Consider the following 16,408-nt stretch of genomic DNA (forward strand, 5'->3'; position numbering starts at 1 on the left):
ATCGCCGCTAAGTTTACAGGCGGTTTATGACGTCAGCCGATAGTGCGACTGCACCAGACCCGAAGGGAAGCTGCGGCTTGATAACAGAGTCAACTCTATATCCCTATTCAGGGCTCCGAACAACGGTTTTCCCGAACCGAGCAGGACAGGAACGGTAGTGATAACGATATCGGCGACCAGACCTTCGCGCAGGAACGACTGTATTACCTGCCCGCCATCGATATAGACGCGATGCGCGTTCTGCGCCGCCAGGTCAGTAAGCACCTCCCCTGGCGTGCGGCATGAGAACTGCACTTTGCCCTTCAGCTGCTCGGGCACGGGAGTATCGCTTAGCTGTCGGGAGAGCACCAGCACGGGTCGATCATAAGGCCATTCGTCAAAGGTCAGCACCTTCTCATAGCTGCCCCGCCCCATAACGATCCAATCTTTGTCCGCGATAAATGCTGCATAGCCATGATCTTCTGTCGGGTCATCGCGCTGCAACAACCAGTCGATGTCGCCATCCTGTCGGGCGATATAACCATCAAGACTGACCGCGATAAAAACATGTGTGGTGACCATCAGATGCTCCGTATTCAGGTTGCATATATCCCGTAGAGTTTAGGGATGTGAGCGATATTGGCCTGCTCCCTGCGGAAAAACGTAGCATGAGAGCAGCAACGTTCCCATTATGGATTAAGGCAAAAAATCGTGTGGTGTTGAGTCCAGGATGGAGCGAAAAGCCGTGATCTGCTACCCATAAAGTAACCTATCGCCATGTTAACAACGCCCGCTCCTGGCACTCAGCAACTGGTCAAGGGGCAGGCATGTCGGCAGTCAGTATTTATCAATGATGCCCTGACTGACGACATAAAAAAGCAATCGCCAGGGGGCTATTGACAGCCTGTTTACACCTGAGTAGGCTCACCGGCACGTCGCGAAAAACGATCTTTCTGCTGCTGAATTAATCGCGTACACGTCGATTCTGTTTCCTTACAGTTTGACCAGCGTCTTCGAAATCAATCGCGTTGTTGCCATGACATGGCGAAAGCGCTTATCGCTACCCGTTGGTAGCGGCACGATAAACGGAGCGTACCTATGTCAAACTCAAATTCTGACCCGCAGTTATCTGTCCGTTCTCTTCCTGCTTTTTCTGCTCCTGTGTGTGTAGATGGTAGTAACACGATGAAGGCAATCCGTTATCACGCTTTCGGTGGGCCTGATGAATTACGCGTTGATGAAATTCCTGTTCCTCACGCCGGGCCTGGCGAGATTCGTATTGCGGTGCATTATGCCGGGGTGAATCCATCGGACTGGAAACGCAGAGAGGGCCAGTATCAGGCATTCGAAGATGGGGTGTTGCCACTCACGGTGGGCGTGGAGGCCAGCGGCATTGTTGATGAGATTGGCGATGGCGTTTCCGGCGTTGCCATCGGCGATGCGGTATTCGGTTTTGGTGATGGCACCGTCGCGGAGAAAGCCATCCTCTCGCACTGGGCGGTCAAACCCGCTGCAGTATCTTTTGCGGTGGCAGCAGGCTTGCCCGTAATGACTGATACGGCCAGCCGGGCACTCGATGAAGTGAATATAAAAACGGGGCAGACGCTGCTGGTTAGCGGGGCGGCAGGCGGTGTAGGAACGGCTATCGTCCAGCTTGCCTGCCTGCGCGGCATAACCGTTATTGGTTCAGCAAGCTCCCCCAAGCATGGCTATCTCGCCTCATTAGGCGCCATTCCGACCACGTACGGTCCCGGTTTACAGGAACGAATAACTCACTTAGCGCCGGGAGGTGTTGATGCGGCCATTGACGTTGCGGGTTCCGGGGTCATACCTGAATTAATTTCAATCGTGGGACATCCCGCTCGCGTGCTTTCCGTCGCGGATTTATCTGCAGAGCAGTATGGCGCGAAATTTTCCCACGGCCCGCCTGTATACCCGGAGCTGATCCTCGCAAATATTGCCCGTCTCTGTGCTGATGGCCTGTTTAAACTTCATATTGCGGGCGTATACCCACTGCAACAGACTGCCGATGCACATCGGGAAAGTGCACAAGGCCACGTGACCGGCAAACTCATCATCAAGGTTTGCTGAAGTGCAGCTTGCCGGAAGCAATGGGTTACCCGTCACGTCTCGCTCTTCAATTCGGGTGCAGCCTCGGTGCCTTCCGCCATGCAATGCACAGTCATCAGGTTGAGGTTATCGGTTGTCAGGCATAGACAAATTTTTCGCCAGCCATTGATAACGCAGAGAGCGATTTATCTTCATGCCAGCCGGATGACAGGCAGCGTGGGCCACAATTTCCGGCCCACGAGCCTTGTAAGTTTCCTCGCCGTTAACGGTGTTCGCTCAGCGCGGCAATATCCTGCGGGGTAGTACGGCAGCATCCGCCAATAATTCTCGCTCCCGCCGCTAACCACTGGGGCAAATATGCCGCTAAGGATCCGCTGCTCCCGCCATGTGTGTGCCACGCCTTAGTAACGGCGTCATAGGTTTCACCAGAGTTCGGATAGACAACCAGAGGCAGCGCACTGAGGCTTTGCAGATGTTTGAGGGCGGCGGTGGTTTTGCTCAGCGCAATACAGTTAATTCCCAGCGCAACAATTTGGGGACAACCAGACAGCGCATTTACCACCTGGACCAGCGGTGTGCCATCGCTCAAATGCTTGTCGTCACGTAAGGTAAAAGAGAACCACGCCTGCGCATGCGGGTATTCAGATAGCAGGTCTGCCAGCGCGACGATTTCGGCGAAAGAAGGTAACGTTTCACAGGCCAGCAGATCGGCACCGGCATTGAGCAATGCGTCAATGCGCGGGCGATGAAATGCCTGAAACGCCTCGTGGCTGCACGCGTAGTCGCCGCGATACTCCGAGCCATCTGCCAGATAAGCACCGTATGGCCCAACAGAGCCCGCCACCAGCAGCGGACCGGCATTGGGGTTTTCTGAGCGATAAATGTCACTCGCCTCTTTTGCCAGTTTCACACTCTGTGCAATCAGCGCTTTCGACTGCGCCTCAGTCAGCCCGCGAGCCGCAAAACCAGCGGGTGTGGCCTGGTAACTGGCGGTAATGGCTATCTGTGCGCCCGCCCGAAAGTAATCCAGATGCACGTCCCGAATACGCTGCGGATTTTCCATTAACACTTTGGCCGACCAGAGATTATCGACAAGGCTGCATCCGCGCGCTTCAAGCTCAGTGGCCAGGGCACCATCCAGCACGGCAAAGGGATGATGTTCAAGCAGCGTGGTCAGGGAGTTACTCTGCGGCATAGTCAGCCTCCTTCAATGTTGTTTTCCGGGTGAGAAAATAGGCACCGTAGCAAAAGGCGACAAACGGCAGACCACAATAGAGCGCAATGCGTTGATCCGCATCGAACGCCAGTCCGATGCAGGCCAGCAGACACAGCACGAATCCCAGTACCGGCACCAGCGGATACCAGGGTGCCCGGTATTTCAATGCCGCAGATGACTTGCCCGACTGTAAGTGGCGGCGACGAAAGACAAAGTGGGCCGCGCAGATGCTGAGCCAGACCGCGACAACAGCAAAGCCTGAAATGGCGCTGAGCGCAACGAAGACAGTATCAGGGGCAATCACACTCGATAACAGCGCCAGCAGACCACCAAGCATCGAGACAGAAAGTGCTATCAACGGCACGCCATTTTTGTTGACGCGGGCAAAACAGCCCGGCAACGTTTTTTCGTTTGCCAGCGACCATAGCATACGACCCGACGCGTAGAGCCCGGAATTCGCCGCGGAAAGGATAGCGGTCAGGATGACAAAGTTAAAAATATCTGCTGCATACGGAATGCCGATTTTTTCAAAGACCAGCACAAACGGGCTCTTCTCAACTCCGGCCACATTTGCTGGAACCAGCGCGGCAAGAACAAAAACAGTGCCGATAAAAAACAGGATCAAGCGGGCAATCGTCGCGCGGATCGCAACCGGGATAGCCTGGTGCGGATTTTCTGTTTCACCTGCCGCAATACCGATAAGCTCCGTACCGGAAAAAGCAAAATTGACCGCCACCATGGTCATCAGAATGGGCAAACCGCCGTGCGGGAACCAGCCTTCACTGGTGAGGTTAAAAAGCCCCGGCGACGGTGAACCATCCTTCAGGGAGATAAACCCGAAAATCACCCCGCAACCCAGGATGATGAAGACGAGAATGGTCGCGACTTTAACCAGCGAAAACCAGAACTCCCCTTCGGCAAAGAAACGCGTTGAAATCGCGTTAAGACAAAAAATTACCGCACAAAACAGGGCACTCCATATCCAGACTGGAACCTGCGGAAACCAGTACTGCATACAAAATCCGGCGGCGGTAAAGCTTGAACCCAGTGCAACTGTCCAGGTAAGCCAGTATAGCCATGCCACGGTATACCCTGTCGCCGGACCGATATAGCGCGCCGCATAGACATGAAAAGCGCCGGTTACCGGCATCGCCACGGAAAGCTCGCCAAGGCACTGCATCACCAGCCAGACGACCAGCGCCCCAATCAAATACGCCAGCAGTGTCCCTGCCGCCCCCGTAGTGGAGATGATGTATCCGGTATTAAAAAATAATCCTGTGCCAATGACGCCGCCCAATGACAGCATAATCAAATGGCGGGTTTTCATGGTTCGCTTAAGCTCGCCATTTTCTTGTTGTGTTTGCATACCACCTTCTAAACGTATAGATGTCTAAATGTCCGTTACGGGGTACTTTATATCGTCATTATCAACAAAAGGCCAGCACCAGGCTGACATCCGGGTTGAGACACGCAGAAGCAAGGGGCGTACAAAGATCGGGAAAGCGTTTTTTTCAGCGCACGACCGGGAGGAAACAAGATAAGAATGTCGGGTATCCGGATGCCCCGCCGCAGGAGTGAAAATATCTGTGGCTGTGGGAATGAGTCCTTTTGAAGGGGTTATACCAGCGGGCTTTCGCAGCGCAACGACGCAAGCGATACAACCCTGCGCCCTCTGGTGTAACCCGACGAGACGCAAATCCATTATTTTCAATTACATGGATTATGGACTCAGGTGAAATCCGATAATTTTTGCCCGGAAACGATCAGCTCGTTGAGCAACATCTGACGGCGCTCCTCCGGCGTATCGCGACTCACCATAAAGCAGATTGCGGCGACCGCTTGCCCGCTTCGGGAACGAATCGGTGCGGCCATACAGCAGGTAAAACTCTCTGATAAGCCTTCCGTCAGGCAATATCCCTGCTGTCCGGCACGATGGATATCTTCGAGGAAGGCCTGTTTGTCGAGGACTTGCCCGCTCGCCAGACGGTAGTCCTCTTCGGGAATGAGATCGAGAATGGCACTATCCGACCAGTTACTGAGCAGCAGGCGACCGGTGGCAGTCCACGGAATCGGTACCCGCACCCCGACATCTGAGGTGATTTTGAACGGGTGGGCATTACTTTCCGACAGCACGACGGTGTACTTATTCCCTTCCAGCATACAGAGCTGCACCGTCTCGCCATGACGGGCAACGATCTCAACCATTAACTGATGTGAGCGGCGGATCAGATCGTTATGGGCCATGTAGTCCGCACCGTAATAGTGCATTTCACGGCCGAAGAACACCGCGCCGTCGGCATCCAGTTCAAGCAACCCGGCCTCACTCAGCAGGTTAACAAGTTCATATACGCTGGAACGCGGCGCGCCGGTGGCGTCGATCAAATCGCGCATCGCCATGGGCTGACGAGCGATATGCAACTGGCGAAAAATGTCGATAACCCGGTCAACACCGCGCGCCCGCGATGGCTTCTCGTCCGGCATAAGCAAATTCTCCTGATGCAGTCGGGCGGTCGCGCCAGACAGTAAAAAAGAAAAGCATCATACACCCAGCGTCGTCGTTAACCCATCCCCGTTAATTAAAATTTCATCGCCCGCGTTTATATTTCTTTGTTCTATTTTGGGGCCTCATTTTAGCGCATGAGCTGCAGGTTATTTTTTTAAATAACGACAGCGGTAACATTTCCGGCCAGGAATTTCCTTCATTACTTTTTTATTTTGCGATCGCGACAACATCACGAGAAATTAAATTCTCCGCGATATATTGCAAAAGCAAAAAACCTGTGCAAATCTTGCTCTATCCGATATTGCAGATATCAGTCTGATATACCAGACAACAAACACCCGGCACTAACGGGTATTCTCAGAACCAAAAGGAGCAGCGTTGCATGACGATTAAGCGTTATGGCATTGAAGGCGGCACCGGTACGGGTGGGCAGAAACTGCCGTTCGCACGGGCAGTTGAGGCCGATGGCTGGCTGTATATCTCAGGCCAGACACCGATGCGCGAGGGCGAAGTGGTGGAAGGCGGTATCATCGAACAGACGCAACTGGCGTTCGATAACTGTCTCACCATCATGCGGGAAGCAGGTTATCGCGTGGAAGATGTTGTGCACGTTACGGCGGTATTAACCGACGCGCGCTATTTCAGTTCATTTAATAAAGTATTCAGAGAGATATTTAGTGATAATCCGCCAGCACGTATTTGTAGCGTGCAGGATTTAGTGGTCGACTGCAAAGTGGAAGTGGATATGAAATGTTTCCGCGCTGACCGCAAATAATTAAAACCGTTAAAACAGGCTGCGCTTTTTATTTTTTTTCTTCGTCAACACCAGGACCGCCTGTTATTAATTGATGCTTTTGCTTTTTCACCAGAATATCCCGAAATAATCAGCGCTGCCGCTGCGCGGGCGGTCGCCTGACTTATCACGGGTGACACGGTATTACGCCGTCTCGTCAAACATTAAAAGAGAGCATAAAAAATGAATGCAACAACATCGCTGAAATTAAGTGCCGCAGCACTGGCCGGCGCGCTGGTATTGCTGGCTGCCGCAGGCTGTACGCCGACCGAAGAGAAAAAAGAAGCGGGTGCGGTGCCGCAGTCTGCACTGCAAACCGTCCTGCAGCGCGGCACACTGCGCGTGGGCGACTGCCTGAGCTTTGCCCCGTTTGGTTTTTACGATAAAGACGGCAACCCGGATGGTTATGACGTCGATCTGGCCAAAGCGCTGGCGAAAGAGATGGGCGTCAAACTGGAGATGGTCAACACCACCAGCGCCAACCGCATTCCTAACCTGCAAACCAATAAAGTCGACGTGGTGTTCTGTAACTTCACCCGCAATCTGGAGCGCGCCAAAGAGATCGGTTTCACCAACCCGTATGTCGTGGCGAGCGAAGCCATGCTGGTGCGTAAAAACAGCGGCATTCAGTCCGCGCATGACATGGCCGGAAAAACCATCGCCACGGTGAAAGGTTCCACTAACGGCGACGAAGTGCGCAATCTCGGCATCGACGTGAAAATTCAGGAGTATGACTCATCCCAGGCGGCGATTCTGGCGGTGAAGCAGGGACAGGCTGATGCGATGATCGAAGATAACAACTTCCTCGCCTATCAGGCGAAGCTCGATCCGTCGCTGACCGTGACCAACGAAGCGCTGGTGCCGCTGGAGTACAACGCCTTTGGCGTGAAACTGGGCGATCAGGTGTGGACCAACTATCTGAACGAATTCCTTTTTGAAATCAACGCCTCCGGCGAGAACGCGCAGCTGTATGAGAAATGGTTTGGCAGTAAACCGCGCTACCCGCTGAATCCGCAATACTGATTGTTCGCCCGCGGTGCAGCAACCGATGCTGCACCGCCTGAAGGAGTCACACCATGAGTTATCAATGGCTAACCCTGTGGCGCTACGCCGACACCTTTCTGGACGCCGCCTGGCTGACGTTACAGGTCACGCTGCTGGCGTTTATCCTGGCGGTGGCTCTTGGGCTGCTGGCTGCGCTGGCAAAATCCTCGCCGCTGGCGCCGGTACGCTGGCTCAGCCACTGTTACGTCGAGTTCATCCGCAATACCCCGGTGCTGTTGCAAATTTTCATCATCTTTTTTGGCCTGCCGTCGTTGGGTATCACCATGAGCGCCTTTACCGCAGGCGTGCTGGCGCTGGGGATTAACGTGGGCGCTTATCTGTCGGAAACCTTCCGCGCCGGCATTCAGTCAGTCGCAAAGGGGCAGCTCGAAGCGGCGTATATCCTCGGGATCCCGCGCCGACAGATCTTCCTCAGCGTGGTGCTGCCGCAGGCGGCGCGCGCGGTGTGGCCTGCCATTATCAATAACCTGATTCAGTTACTGCTCGGCACGTCGCTGCTCTCCGCCATCGCGCTGCCTGAACTGACCGGCACCGCAACGGTGATCAATGCGCGCACCCTGCTCTACATCCAGACCTTCAGTATTGTCGCGCTGGTCTATCTGGTGCTGAGCAATCTGTTCTCATGGCTTGGCAACATGGCAGGACGCCGGATGTTCCATCCGCCGCTGGTGACGCCGGTAAAAAAGCCCGGCTGGCAGTGGGCAAAAAAATGGCTGATTAACCCAGCGAAACGGGAGAATGCCCTATGAGCGAACTTATCATCAACTCGCTGCCAATCCTGCTGAAAGGCTTGGTCATCACGTTACTGCTCTCTGTCGCCGCTATCGTTGGCAGCACGCTGCTCGGGTTACTGGCGGCAGTGTTACGCACCAGCCGTTTGCCAGTCGCCAGGCAGATCGCCGTGCTCTATACCGAACTGTTTCGCGGGACACCGGTACTGATCACGCTGATGTTTATCTATTTCGGCGTGGCGTACTTCGGCTATGAAATCAATCTGTTCGCCGCCGGGATCCTTGGCCTGAGCATTTATCAGGGCGCTTACATTGCCGAAGTATTCCGCGCCGGGATTGAAGCTGTCCCCAAAGGCCAGTGGGAGGTGTCGTGGATCCTTGGTCTGACAAAACGCCAGACGTTTCTAAGCGTGATCCTGCCGCAGACGCGCGGCATCGTGCTGCCGCCGCTGGTGGGTCAGTATCTTTCGCTGATTAAAGATACCTCGATTGTCAGCATGATCGGCATGTCGGAATTGATGCACCAGGGCCAGGCCATTGTCGATCGCATCGGTCAGCCGGTGGTGATTTACGGCCTGGTGGCCCTGCTCTACTTCGTTGTCTGCTTTCCGCTTTCCCGTTGGGTTCAACATCATCAAACCAGGAGCCAGTTATCATGAGCAAATCCGCCATTACGCTGAGCCGGATCACCAAATCCTTTGGCTCAACCCAGGTACTAAAAGAGATAAGCCTTGATGTGTCGCCCGGCGAAGTGCTGGTGCTGATTGGTGCATCCGGTTCCGGCAAAAGCACTGTATTACGCATTATGAGTGGGCTGGAAACCGCCGATGGCGGGGAAATCTGGGTGAATGAAGTACCGCTGCACGACCGCAAACGCAGCAGCGAAATCTGTGGCCACGTCGGCATGGTGTTTCAGCAGTTCAATCTGTTCCCCCATAAAACCGCGCTCGGTAACGTGACGCTGGCGTTGATTAAAGCGCAGAAACTGTCCGAGGCCGAAGCCAATAAACGCGGTATGGCGGCCCTGAGCCGTGTCGGGCTGGCCGAGCGCGCGCACCATTATCCGGCCCAGCTCTCCGGCGGTCAGCAGCAGCGCGTGGCGATTGCCCGCGCGCTGGGGGTGGAGCCGAAAATTATGTTTTTCGATGAAGCGACGTCCGCGCTCGATCCCGAACTGGTTGGCGAAGTGATGGAGGTGATGCGCAGCCTGGCGCGTGAAGGTATGACCATGGTGGTGGTCACCCACGAAATGGGTTTTGCGCGTAAAACCGCTGACCGCGTGGTGTTTATGGATCAGGGCGTGATCGCCGAGCAGGGCTCCCGGAGCAGATCTTCGTCAATCCGCAAAATCCGCGCACCCAGCAGTTCTTAGCGCGTGTGCTTGAGCACTAACAGGAGGCATGATGTCGATTCACTTTCCCCTGCAGGCGGACGGCGCGCTGGATGCGCTGCAGCCTGCGCCGCGTTTTAAATCGGTCGCCGGATCCGGTAATCAGCCGCTGGCTAACGGTGTCCAGGTCTTTAACAGCCCGGATGTGTTTTCCCCACTGATGTTGATGAAGCAATCCGCGCTGGAGAATAACCTGCGTCAGCTGGCAGCGTTTTGTCGTGAGCAAGGCGTAATGCTGGCGGCACACGGCAAGACCTCAATGTCTGCGGCGATCCTGCGCCGCGCCGTCACTGAAGGCGGTGCCTGGGGATTGAGCGCCGCCACCCCTGCGCAGGTTCGCGCCTTGCGCCAGTTCGGCATTCGTAACGTCTTCCTCGCCAATGAACTGGTCGACCCTGCAGGCATTCGCTGGATAGGCGAATGGCAACAACAGCATCCCGACCATAATTTCCTGTGCTACGTCGATTCGCTGCAGGGTGTTCGTCTGCTGGAGCAGCATCTCGGCGACAGCCGCATTGCAGTCCTGCTGGAAATGTCAGTCAGCGGCGGGCGCACCGGCTGCCGTTCACCCGCTGAAGCACTGGAGATTGCCGCCGCGATTGCCGCCAGCCCTGCCCTGCAACTGGTGGGTGTTGCGGGTTATGAAGGCGCACTCGGTGCCGGACGTGATGCCGCAGGCGTGCAGCGCGTCAAAGATTACTGCCAGATGCTGATCGACACGGCGGCGCTGCTGGCTGAAAAACAGTTGTTTGCCAGCGAGCAGATTATCCTCAGTGCCGGTGGCGGCGCATGGTTCGACGTGGTATCGGCGTGTTTTACGGCCGCGAAGCTGCCACTGCCCATGACGCCGCTGATTCGATCCGGCGCTTACATGGCGCACGACAGCGGGCTGTACGCGCGCATTGCGCCTTTTGCGCAGCCCGGAGCTACGCATCATTTCACCGCTGCGCTGGAGATCTGGGGACGGGTGTTGTCGCGCCCCGAGCCAGGCCTCGCGTTTGTTGATTTCGGACGCCGCGATGTGCCGTTCGATCAGGATCTGCCCAATCCGCTGTGGGTGCGCAATATCGATGGCAGCGCCCCGCGTGCTGCGTCTGGCATGCGTATTAGCGAGGTGAACGATCAACATGCCTATTTGTTGCTGCCGCAAGAGGATGCGTTAAAGCCCGGCGACTGGGTGGGTTGTGGTATTTCGCATCCCTGTACCGCCTTCGATAAATGGCGGTACTTGCCGCTGGTTGACGATGATTACTGCGTCACGGATTCACTGGAAACCGCATTCTGAGCCAAACATCGGGCGGTAACGGCGCGATAGGTCGTGCTGTTTTTACCTGTGCGACTGCACCGCGCTTATCCGTTCTTTAACTACCACGACATGCAGGCCGGGAAGCGATTATTCCGGCCAGTACGATTCGGCTTTCACTTTTAATAAATGGCGTAAACGCTGCGCTTCCTTTTGCGGTGGGCACCCAAAGAACCGGCTGAATTCTCTGCTAAATTGTGTCGGACTGAGGTAGCCAACCCTGAAAGAGGCTTCGCTGGCCGTGACATTGCGCTTCACCATTAAAAAACGCGCCTGGTGCAGCCTGATGGAAATCAGATACTGTTTGGGTGTTGTGCCAGTGAATGCCCTGAAATGGCGATGAAAAGAGGGAGAGCTCATGCCTGCTTCTTTCGCCAGCGTCTCCACGTCAACAGGCTCCATAAACCGGGTATGCATCGTGCGGATGGCGGCAGCAATTTGTCTGAAATGCCCTTTACCGGAGAGGGCCGCTCTGATGGCGGCTCCCTGCGTATCGATCAGGACGCGATAATAAAGTTCTTTCAGAATACCCGGCCCCAGAATTCTGGCCTGCTCCTCATCAGAAAGCGCCAGCAGAAGGCGATATACCGTGTCGGCCAGTTCTTCTCCCAGCGGGCTGGAAAACATGATTCCCGCCTGCTCATTTTCGCTTACTTCGCTTTCGCCCATTTCAATCAGTAATTCGGCAATCGTGGCGACATCAAGCGATACGGACATAGCCAGCAGCGGTTCTTGCTGGCTGGCAGTCGTCTGGCTGTTGAAAGGAAGAGGCGCTGAGACCACCAGATAATGTCCGGGATCGTAGGTAAATTCCCGCCCGCCCATCAAAGCGGTTTTCTTTCCCTGCAGCACAATGACAATGCACGGTTCGTAAAGGACGGGCGTATGGGGCATCGACTCATTGACCCGCAACAGTTTTATCGCCGTCATACGGGTGCGCGAGTAGCCCTCATCAGGCGCAAGCGCCAGCAAAGCAGGGATCATTTTTTGCGTAAGGCTTGAGGTAAGTCCGGACACTGCACCCCCGAATATATAAAAAGATAATTTTTTGCGTCTGTATAAGGTTATCGAACCCAATTCTGACAGAAAAAGATAATCTTTGTACAGGAACCTTCATTGTTGCATCGCTCTGCTTTCCCTATTCTTTTCGCAGCAAAAGAAAGGCGCAGACGTTATGTATTTCCTTTGTGAATCAACATGCTGCCTTATGACAGACACTGGCGGGAAAACGTCGCACTGAGACGCCTCGCTGCCGCCTGTCGCGCCTGGCGTAGTTTGAACAGATCCCCCGCTTTTCACACCGTCAGATCGGCAGCGCAATCAGGTCAATACCGGCGGCTGAAGACGATGACGTTCAGGCGAGGCAATGCAAAATTTGAGGAATAAAAATGGCAGATTTTTTGGGATTAACGAACAAAGTGGCAATTGTCACCGGTGCCGCAGGTGATATTGGCAGGTCCACCGTAAAACGTCTTGTTAGTCATGACGCTAAGGTGCTGGCTCTCGATATCGACCCGGCAGTTCAGGCCCTGGCACAGCGCAATCAGGTGGTGACGCAGATATGCGATGTCAGCCATGAACAGGAAGTCATCAGCGCCCTCACTCTCGCGCAGGCGGAATTCGGCGGCGTGGACATTCTCATCAACAATGCGGGCAAGACCCTGAATAAACTCGCTACCGAAACATCCGTTGAAGAGTGGGACAGCATTATGGCCATTAATGCCAGAGGGTATTTTCTCCTGAGCCGGGAAAGCCTGAAGGTAATGCAGCCCCGCAGGCAGGGAGCGATTGTCAATGTGGCCTCCGTAGTGAGCATGGTGGGCATGAAAGCCACGTCCGCTTATTCGGCTTCTAAAGGCGCCATCGCGCAACTGACGAAAGTGCTGGCGCTGGAAGCCGCTGAGTATGACATCCGGGTTAATGCCGTCGCCCCCGGCGTCGTCGAAACAAATATTCTGTCCGACATAGTAGAAGACAGTCGGGTGATGCTTGCCAGCTACGGCCATGCGCATCCCCTTGGACGAGTGGCTCAGCCGGAAGAAATTGCGGAAGCCATTATCTGGCTTGCCTCACCGAAAGCGAGTTTCGTGACGGGAACGGTATTAATGGCAGACGGCGGTTATACCGCACAGTAACAAGGAGCCAGTGATGAAAAAGCAGAGCATTTTAATTATCGGAGCCGAGAAAGGGCTGGGTCACGGGCTGACAGCAACCTATCTGGAACGGGGGTGGGACGTTTTCGCCACACACTTACCGGATGCGGATATCTCCGCCCTGCGCGCGCTGGCAGAGATCTACCCTGGCAATCTGATGACCAGCGAGATGGATGTCACCAACAGCGCCCATATCGGGCCACTTCTCGACAGGCTCCGCGAACGGCAGTTTGACGTTATTTTTATGGTGGCCGGAATTTACGGCCCCTTGCATCAGTCCGTGTTGCAGGCATCTGACGCGGAATTCCAGCAAATTATGCTGACCAATGCGTTTGGCCCTGCCCGCCTGGCCCGGCACCTCCTGCCGGTACTTAAGCCTGCGGGAAGCCTGGTTTTCATGTCGTCGCATCGGGGGAGTATCGCCAGCAATACCGAACCGGGGATCGGTCTTGAGCTTTACCGGGCCAGTAAAGCGGCGCTGAATATGCTGGCGCGTTGTATATATATGGATATCAGCCAGGGAGCACAGACGGTGCTGTCGATTCATCCTGGCTGGGTGGCGACGGCGATGGGCACGCTGGATGGTACGGTGGATGCGGAGATCGATGTAAAAACCAGCGTCAATGGCATGATCAGTGTGATTGAGCAACACCGCAACGCCAGAAGCCACTTATTCCTCGATTACGAGAACAACAGCTGGCCCTGGTAATAACCGACAAAGCAGCCTGTATCTTTTCCAGGTTTACCCCGGCCCCGGGAATACACATCCGGGGTTAGCCTGTTGGCGTTATTCAGAGAGCCGGGGGGATTGCTCAGGCCTCAACCCGCCTGTCGTATTTATTTTCCTCCGCATGCGTTCGATCGTATTCAGCCTGCGCCAGTGCAATGGCCGGACCAAACTCCTGCGCCCAGTTCGCCAGCGCAATAAAAGGCTGCTGCAGTGACTGCGCCAGCGGCGTAATGGTGTATTCCACACTCACCGGATGCGTGGAGAGAACGTGACGATCAATTAAACCGTTTCGCTCCAGCCGTTTCAGCGCATCGGCCAGCGCTTTGTGGGTAATTCCGTCCAGCCGTCGGCGAAGTTCATTGAACCGGCAAGGTTCCGTACACAGCACCGTCAGAATTAATATCGACCATTTATTGGTGATATGTTCTAACACCAGGCGGGTATTTCGTTGTTCTATCAGGCAATTATCGTGGTTTTCTGGCATGGCGGTATAGTCACTTATAGTTGGTATAGCGAAAGTGCGTAATTGATATTAAGTATAGAATTTATATCATCTGTTTTCGAGACCTCAACCGGAGAAATCAGATGGGCAAGATAGAGAAAAAAGTCGCTGTGGTGCTTGGTGGTGCAAAAGGGATTGGGCTGGCGATCAGCCAGCGTTTAGCCACCGAGGGGGCTGTTACCTGGTTCACTTCACGGCGGGCAGAAGAGCTTGAGACAGCCAAAAGCAAAATATCAGGAACCGCGATGCCGCTGCAGGCTGATGTCAGTCAGAAGAACGAACTGAGCCGTATCATGCAGACCATTGCTGAAAAATCAGGTCAGATAGATATCCTGATCATCAATGCCGGAATGTCGGAATACGCCCCGCTTGAAGAGGTAAGTGAAGAGCATTTTGACCAGACATTTGGCCTGAATGTTCGCTCCCCCGTTTTTGCTCTACAGGCAGCATTGCCTTTGTTGAAACCCGGCAGCAGTGTCGTTCTCATCGGTTCAATTGCTGATGTTCTCGGCACACATGGATACGGCGTTTACTCGGCCAGCAAAGCCGCACTGCGCTCTTTTGCCCGCACCTGGACACGCGAACTTGCCGCGCGCGGTATCCGCGTTAACGTTGTTGCACCCGGACCGATAGACACAGACATGATGGCCGCAACCTCTGATGAGGTGCGTAAAGGCTTAACCAGCGCAATACCACTTGGCAGAATGGGCCAGCCTGAAGAGGTAGCCAACGCTGCATTTTTCCTCGCCAGTGACGAGAGTTGCTATATAGCAGGTGCTGAGATTTGCGTTGATGGCGGCATGACGCAGGTTTAAACCTTCATTCGACGGCCATCCCGGGATGGCCGTTCAAAGTAACGGCAATATCAGATGATATCTGATATCCAGTCTGCAAATGCGCACACCGCGCGAGAAAGAAAGTGTTGATGCGGGTACAGCACGTTGGCTGGTACGGACAGCGCTCGTAACAGAGAACCACCCGACTCGCCAGGTTTATGGCCATGTGCTGACCAGGCTGGTCCCGGCCAGCGTCCCTGTCACTGGACTGGTCGCTTTTTGCGCAGTGAGGGTCAGTCTTTTCCTTGTGCAGAACGCAGGGCGAAGGGTTGGTGCAGCGCCGGTAATGCAACGTACATGACAGGCAGCCCTGAGCGAGGAGCGGAAGCTCGAAGTTGCTCTTGCAGCGATAAAGGCATTACTAACAACGCCGTATGTCTATAAACGGTGAGCAAGTCAGGGTATGCAAATGGAGTCTCAGGAACGGTGCGTGCAGTATTCGGGCAGAGTCTGCGACCTGAAAAGTCTGGGAAAGAGCTGAGTTGCCTGCGTTGATGAAAAATCCTAATGTAGAAGAAATTATTACTATTGATCCTGTAAGAATGGGCGAGAAAGCTATTTACGTGAGGGGGAATTATGATTCTTGAAGTCTCTCGGGGTCATATCCAAGTAAAAATTGGAGATAGAACGGCGACCGTTCAAGGTGAGATGTTCTTTTCCAGTAAAGATAAAATTGGCTTTGTATTGTACAAGGGGGCTTTGAGGTTTTGGGATGCGCCTAACCAAAGTCAGGTTATGACTGGCGATGATATCGATATGGTTATTGCTGATATTCAGGCCGATTTTTCCAAGGGAGGGCATACCTTAGAAATTGAACATTAGTATGGCAAAAGGTTCTGGAGGGGCAGTTAACATTGGGCTATCGGTTGCGAGAACAACTAAATAATAACAGGCACAATCCGGCTTCGATGCGCAGCTTAGTGCAGAACTGCTGGTAGACCCGCCTACTTTCGTCATTTCGGCGTCGGCCAAGGGTATTCAGTTAATCCGCGATGAGACTGTTACCTCTCATACTGAATGCGAGAAATTTAACAGGCAGCCCTGAGCGAGGAGCGGAAGCTCGCACAATATAAAAATGGCAGGGTTGCTTAAGTCATCAGAGCTGACAGCGAAGTGTTGACCATTTTGCAGGATGTC

At 54.3% G+C, this 16,408-nt stretch carries 16 protein-coding genes and 1 pseudogene; 11 read left to right on the forward strand and 6 right to left on the reverse strand.

What is annotated here, in order from left to right; translation table 11 throughout:
• Positions 1–24: 24 nt before the first annotated feature.
• Positions 25–561 carry a dihydrofolate reductase family protein gene (locus tag O3S68_RS08515; RefSeq protein ID WP_269231278.1) on the reverse strand — a complete coding sequence of 179 codons (537 nt, stop codon included), beginning with the start codon at positions 559–561 and terminating at the stop codon, positions 25–27.
• Positions 562–1,164: 603 nt separating this feature from the next.
• Between O3S68_RS08515 and O3S68_RS08520 the strand changes: the two genes are divergently transcribed.
• Entirely contained in the window at positions 1,165–2,070 is a 906-nt protein-coding gene (locus tag O3S68_RS08520) for an NADP-dependent oxidoreductase (RefSeq protein WP_269231279.1), read from the forward strand.
• A gap of 241 nt (positions 2,071–2,311) precedes the next feature.
• Here O3S68_RS08520 and mmuM read toward each other — a convergent pair whose 3' ends face one another.
• From mmuM to O3S68_RS08535, 3 genes are all read right to left on the reverse strand, one after another.
• On the reverse strand, positions 2,312–3,244 hold the full coding sequence (mmuM, locus tag O3S68_RS08525; RefSeq protein WP_269231280.1) for a homocysteine S-methyltransferase: 933 nt from the start codon (positions 3,242–3,244) through the stop codon (positions 2,312–2,314).
• On the reverse strand, positions 3,231–4,631 hold the full coding sequence (mmuP, locus tag O3S68_RS08530) for an S-methylmethionine permease (RefSeq protein WP_269231281.1): 1,401 nt from the start codon (positions 4,629–4,631) through the stop codon (positions 3,231–3,233). Before mmuP ends, mmuM begins: the two co-directional genes overlap by 14 nt.
• Positions 4,632–4,993: 362 nt before the next feature.
• Complete coding sequence (locus O3S68_RS08535; RefSeq protein ID WP_097407862.1) at positions 4,994–5,746, reverse strand: IclR family transcriptional regulator; 753 nt, start codon at positions 5,744–5,746, stop codon at positions 4,994–4,996.
• Between the two features lie 404 nt (positions 5,747–6,150).
• Between O3S68_RS08535 and O3S68_RS08540 the strand changes: the two genes are divergently transcribed.
• From O3S68_RS08540 to O3S68_RS08565, 6 genes and pseudogenes are all read left to right on the forward strand, one after another.
• On the forward strand, positions 6,151–6,543 hold the full coding sequence (locus O3S68_RS08540; protein WP_007372873.1) for a RidA family protein: 393 nt from the start codon (positions 6,151–6,153) through the stop codon (positions 6,541–6,543).
• A 201-nt stretch (positions 6,544–6,744) separates the two neighbouring features.
• Entirely contained in the window at positions 6,745–7,584 is an 840-nt protein-coding gene (locus O3S68_RS08545; protein ID WP_269231282.1) for an ABC transporter substrate-binding protein, read from the forward strand.
• A gap of 53 nt (positions 7,585–7,637) precedes the next feature.
• A complete protein-coding gene (locus O3S68_RS08550; RefSeq protein ID WP_249882263.1) occupies positions 7,638–8,375 on the forward strand; it encodes an amino acid ABC transporter permease in 738 nt (245 codons plus the stop codon).
• Positions 8,372–9,016: an amino acid ABC transporter permease gene (locus O3S68_RS08555; protein WP_045506919.1), complete on the forward strand. Its 645-nt coding sequence runs from the start codon at positions 8,372–8,374 to the stop codon at positions 9,014–9,016. The genes O3S68_RS08550 and O3S68_RS08555 overlap by 4 nt, the downstream gene beginning before the upstream one ends.
• Positions 9,013–9,749 (forward strand): annotated as a pseudogene (locus tag O3S68_RS08560) (amino acid ABC transporter ATP-binding protein). Before O3S68_RS08555 ends, O3S68_RS08560 begins: the two are co-directional and overlap by 4 nt.
• Before the next feature lie 11 nt (positions 9,750–9,760).
• Positions 9,761–11,032, forward strand: coding sequence for an alanine racemase (locus tag O3S68_RS08565; protein ID WP_331275949.1), 1,272 nt, complete (start codon positions 9,761–9,763; stop codon positions 11,030–11,032).
• Positions 11,033–11,140: 108 nt separating this feature from the next.
• Here O3S68_RS08565 and O3S68_RS08570 read toward each other — a convergent pair whose 3' ends face one another.
• Entirely contained in the window at positions 11,141–12,067 is a 927-nt protein-coding gene (locus O3S68_RS08570) for an AraC family transcriptional regulator (protein ID WP_269231284.1), read from the reverse strand.
• 371 nt (positions 12,068–12,438) lie between these two features.
• Here O3S68_RS08570 and O3S68_RS08575 point away from each other — a divergent pair, with 371 nt between their 5' ends.
• Together O3S68_RS08575 and O3S68_RS08580 are read left to right on the forward strand one after the other, a co-directional pair.
• A complete protein-coding gene (locus O3S68_RS08575) occupies positions 12,439–13,185 on the forward strand; it encodes an SDR family NAD(P)-dependent oxidoreductase (RefSeq protein ID WP_269231285.1) in 747 nt (248 codons plus the stop codon).
• Positions 13,186–13,198: 13 nt separating this feature from the next.
• Positions 13,199–13,912, forward strand: a complete 714-nt coding sequence (locus tag O3S68_RS08580; RefSeq protein WP_269231286.1) for an SDR family oxidoreductase — start codon at positions 13,199–13,201, stop codon at positions 13,910–13,912.
• Positions 13,913–14,015: 103 nt separating this feature from the next.
• Here the strand turns inward: O3S68_RS08580 and O3S68_RS08585 are convergent, their stop codons facing one another.
• The gene (locus O3S68_RS08585) at positions 14,016–14,417 is read right to left on the reverse strand and encodes a winged helix-turn-helix transcriptional regulator (RefSeq protein ID WP_020457344.1); all 402 of its coding nucleotides are present in this window, start codon (positions 14,415–14,417) and stop codon (positions 14,016–14,018) included.
• Between the two features lie 101 nt (positions 14,418–14,518).
• On the opposite strand from O3S68_RS08585, the gene O3S68_RS08590 reads away from it, so the two are divergent.
• The gene (locus O3S68_RS08590; protein ID WP_020457343.1) at positions 14,519–15,250 is read left to right on the forward strand and encodes an SDR family NAD(P)-dependent oxidoreductase; all 732 of its coding nucleotides are present in this window, start codon (positions 14,519–14,521) and stop codon (positions 15,248–15,250) included.
• A gap of 597 nt (positions 15,251–15,847) precedes the next feature.
• A complete protein-coding gene (locus O3S68_RS08595; RefSeq protein WP_269231287.1) occupies positions 15,848–16,093 on the forward strand; it encodes an Imm74 family immunity protein in 246 nt (81 codons plus the stop codon).
• The last annotated feature ends 315 nt before the right edge of the window (positions 16,094–16,408 follow it).

The sequence above is a fragment of the Kosakonia sp. SOY2 genome, from assembly GCF_027109175.1.
In the GTDB taxonomy this organism is placed as follows: domain Bacteria; phylum Pseudomonadota; class Gammaproteobacteria; order Enterobacterales; family Enterobacteriaceae; genus Kosakonia.

Bases quoted from the DNA above. Each gene is read 5' to 3' on its own strand.
- O3S68_RS08515 (WP_269231278.1), bottom strand. From the start codon at position 561: ATGGTCACCACACATGTTTTTATCGCGGTCAGTCTTGATGGTTATATC.
- O3S68_RS08520 (WP_269231279.1), top strand. From the start codon at position 1,165: ATGAAGGCAATCCGTTATCACGCTTTCGGTGGGCCTGATGAATTACGC.
- mmuM (WP_269231280.1), bottom strand. From the start codon at position 3,244: ATGCCGCAGAGTAACTCCCTGACCACGCTGCTTGAACATCATCCCTTT.
- mmuP (WP_269231281.1), bottom strand. From the start codon at position 4,631: ATGCAAACACAACAAGAAAATGGCGAGCTTAAGCGAACCATGAAAACC.
- O3S68_RS08535 (WP_097407862.1), bottom strand. From the start codon at position 5,746: ATGCCGGACGAGAAGCCATCGCGGGCGCGCGGTGTTGACCGGGTTATC.
- O3S68_RS08540 (WP_007372873.1), top strand. From the start codon at position 6,151: ATGACGATTAAGCGTTATGGCATTGAAGGCGGCACCGGTACGGGTGGG.
- O3S68_RS08545 (WP_269231282.1), top strand. From the start codon at position 6,745: ATGAATGCAACAACATCGCTGAAATTAAGTGCCGCAGCACTGGCCGGC.
- O3S68_RS08550 (WP_249882263.1), top strand. From the start codon at position 7,638: ATGAGTTATCAATGGCTAACCCTGTGGCGCTACGCCGACACCTTTCTG.
- O3S68_RS08555 (WP_045506919.1), top strand. From the start codon at position 8,372: ATGAGCGAACTTATCATCAACTCGCTGCCAATCCTGCTGAAAGGCTTG.
- O3S68_RS08565 (WP_331275949.1), top strand. From the start codon at position 9,761: ATGTCGATTCACTTTCCCCTGCAGGCGGACGGCGCGCTGGATGCGCTG.
- O3S68_RS08575 (WP_269231285.1), top strand. From the start codon at position 12,439: ATGGCAGATTTTTTGGGATTAACGAACAAAGTGGCAATTGTCACCGGT.
- O3S68_RS08580 (WP_269231286.1), top strand. From the start codon at position 13,199: ATGAAAAAGCAGAGCATTTTAATTATCGGAGCCGAGAAAGGGCTGGGT.
- O3S68_RS08585 (WP_020457344.1), bottom strand. From the start codon at position 14,417: ATGCCAGAAAACCACGATAATTGCCTGATAGAACAACGAAATACCCGC.
- O3S68_RS08590 (WP_020457343.1), top strand. From the start codon at position 14,519: ATGGGCAAGATAGAGAAAAAAGTCGCTGTGGTGCTTGGTGGTGCAAAA.
- O3S68_RS08595 (WP_269231287.1), top strand. From the start codon at position 15,848: ATGATTCTTGAAGTCTCTCGGGGTCATATCCAAGTAAAAATTGGAGAT.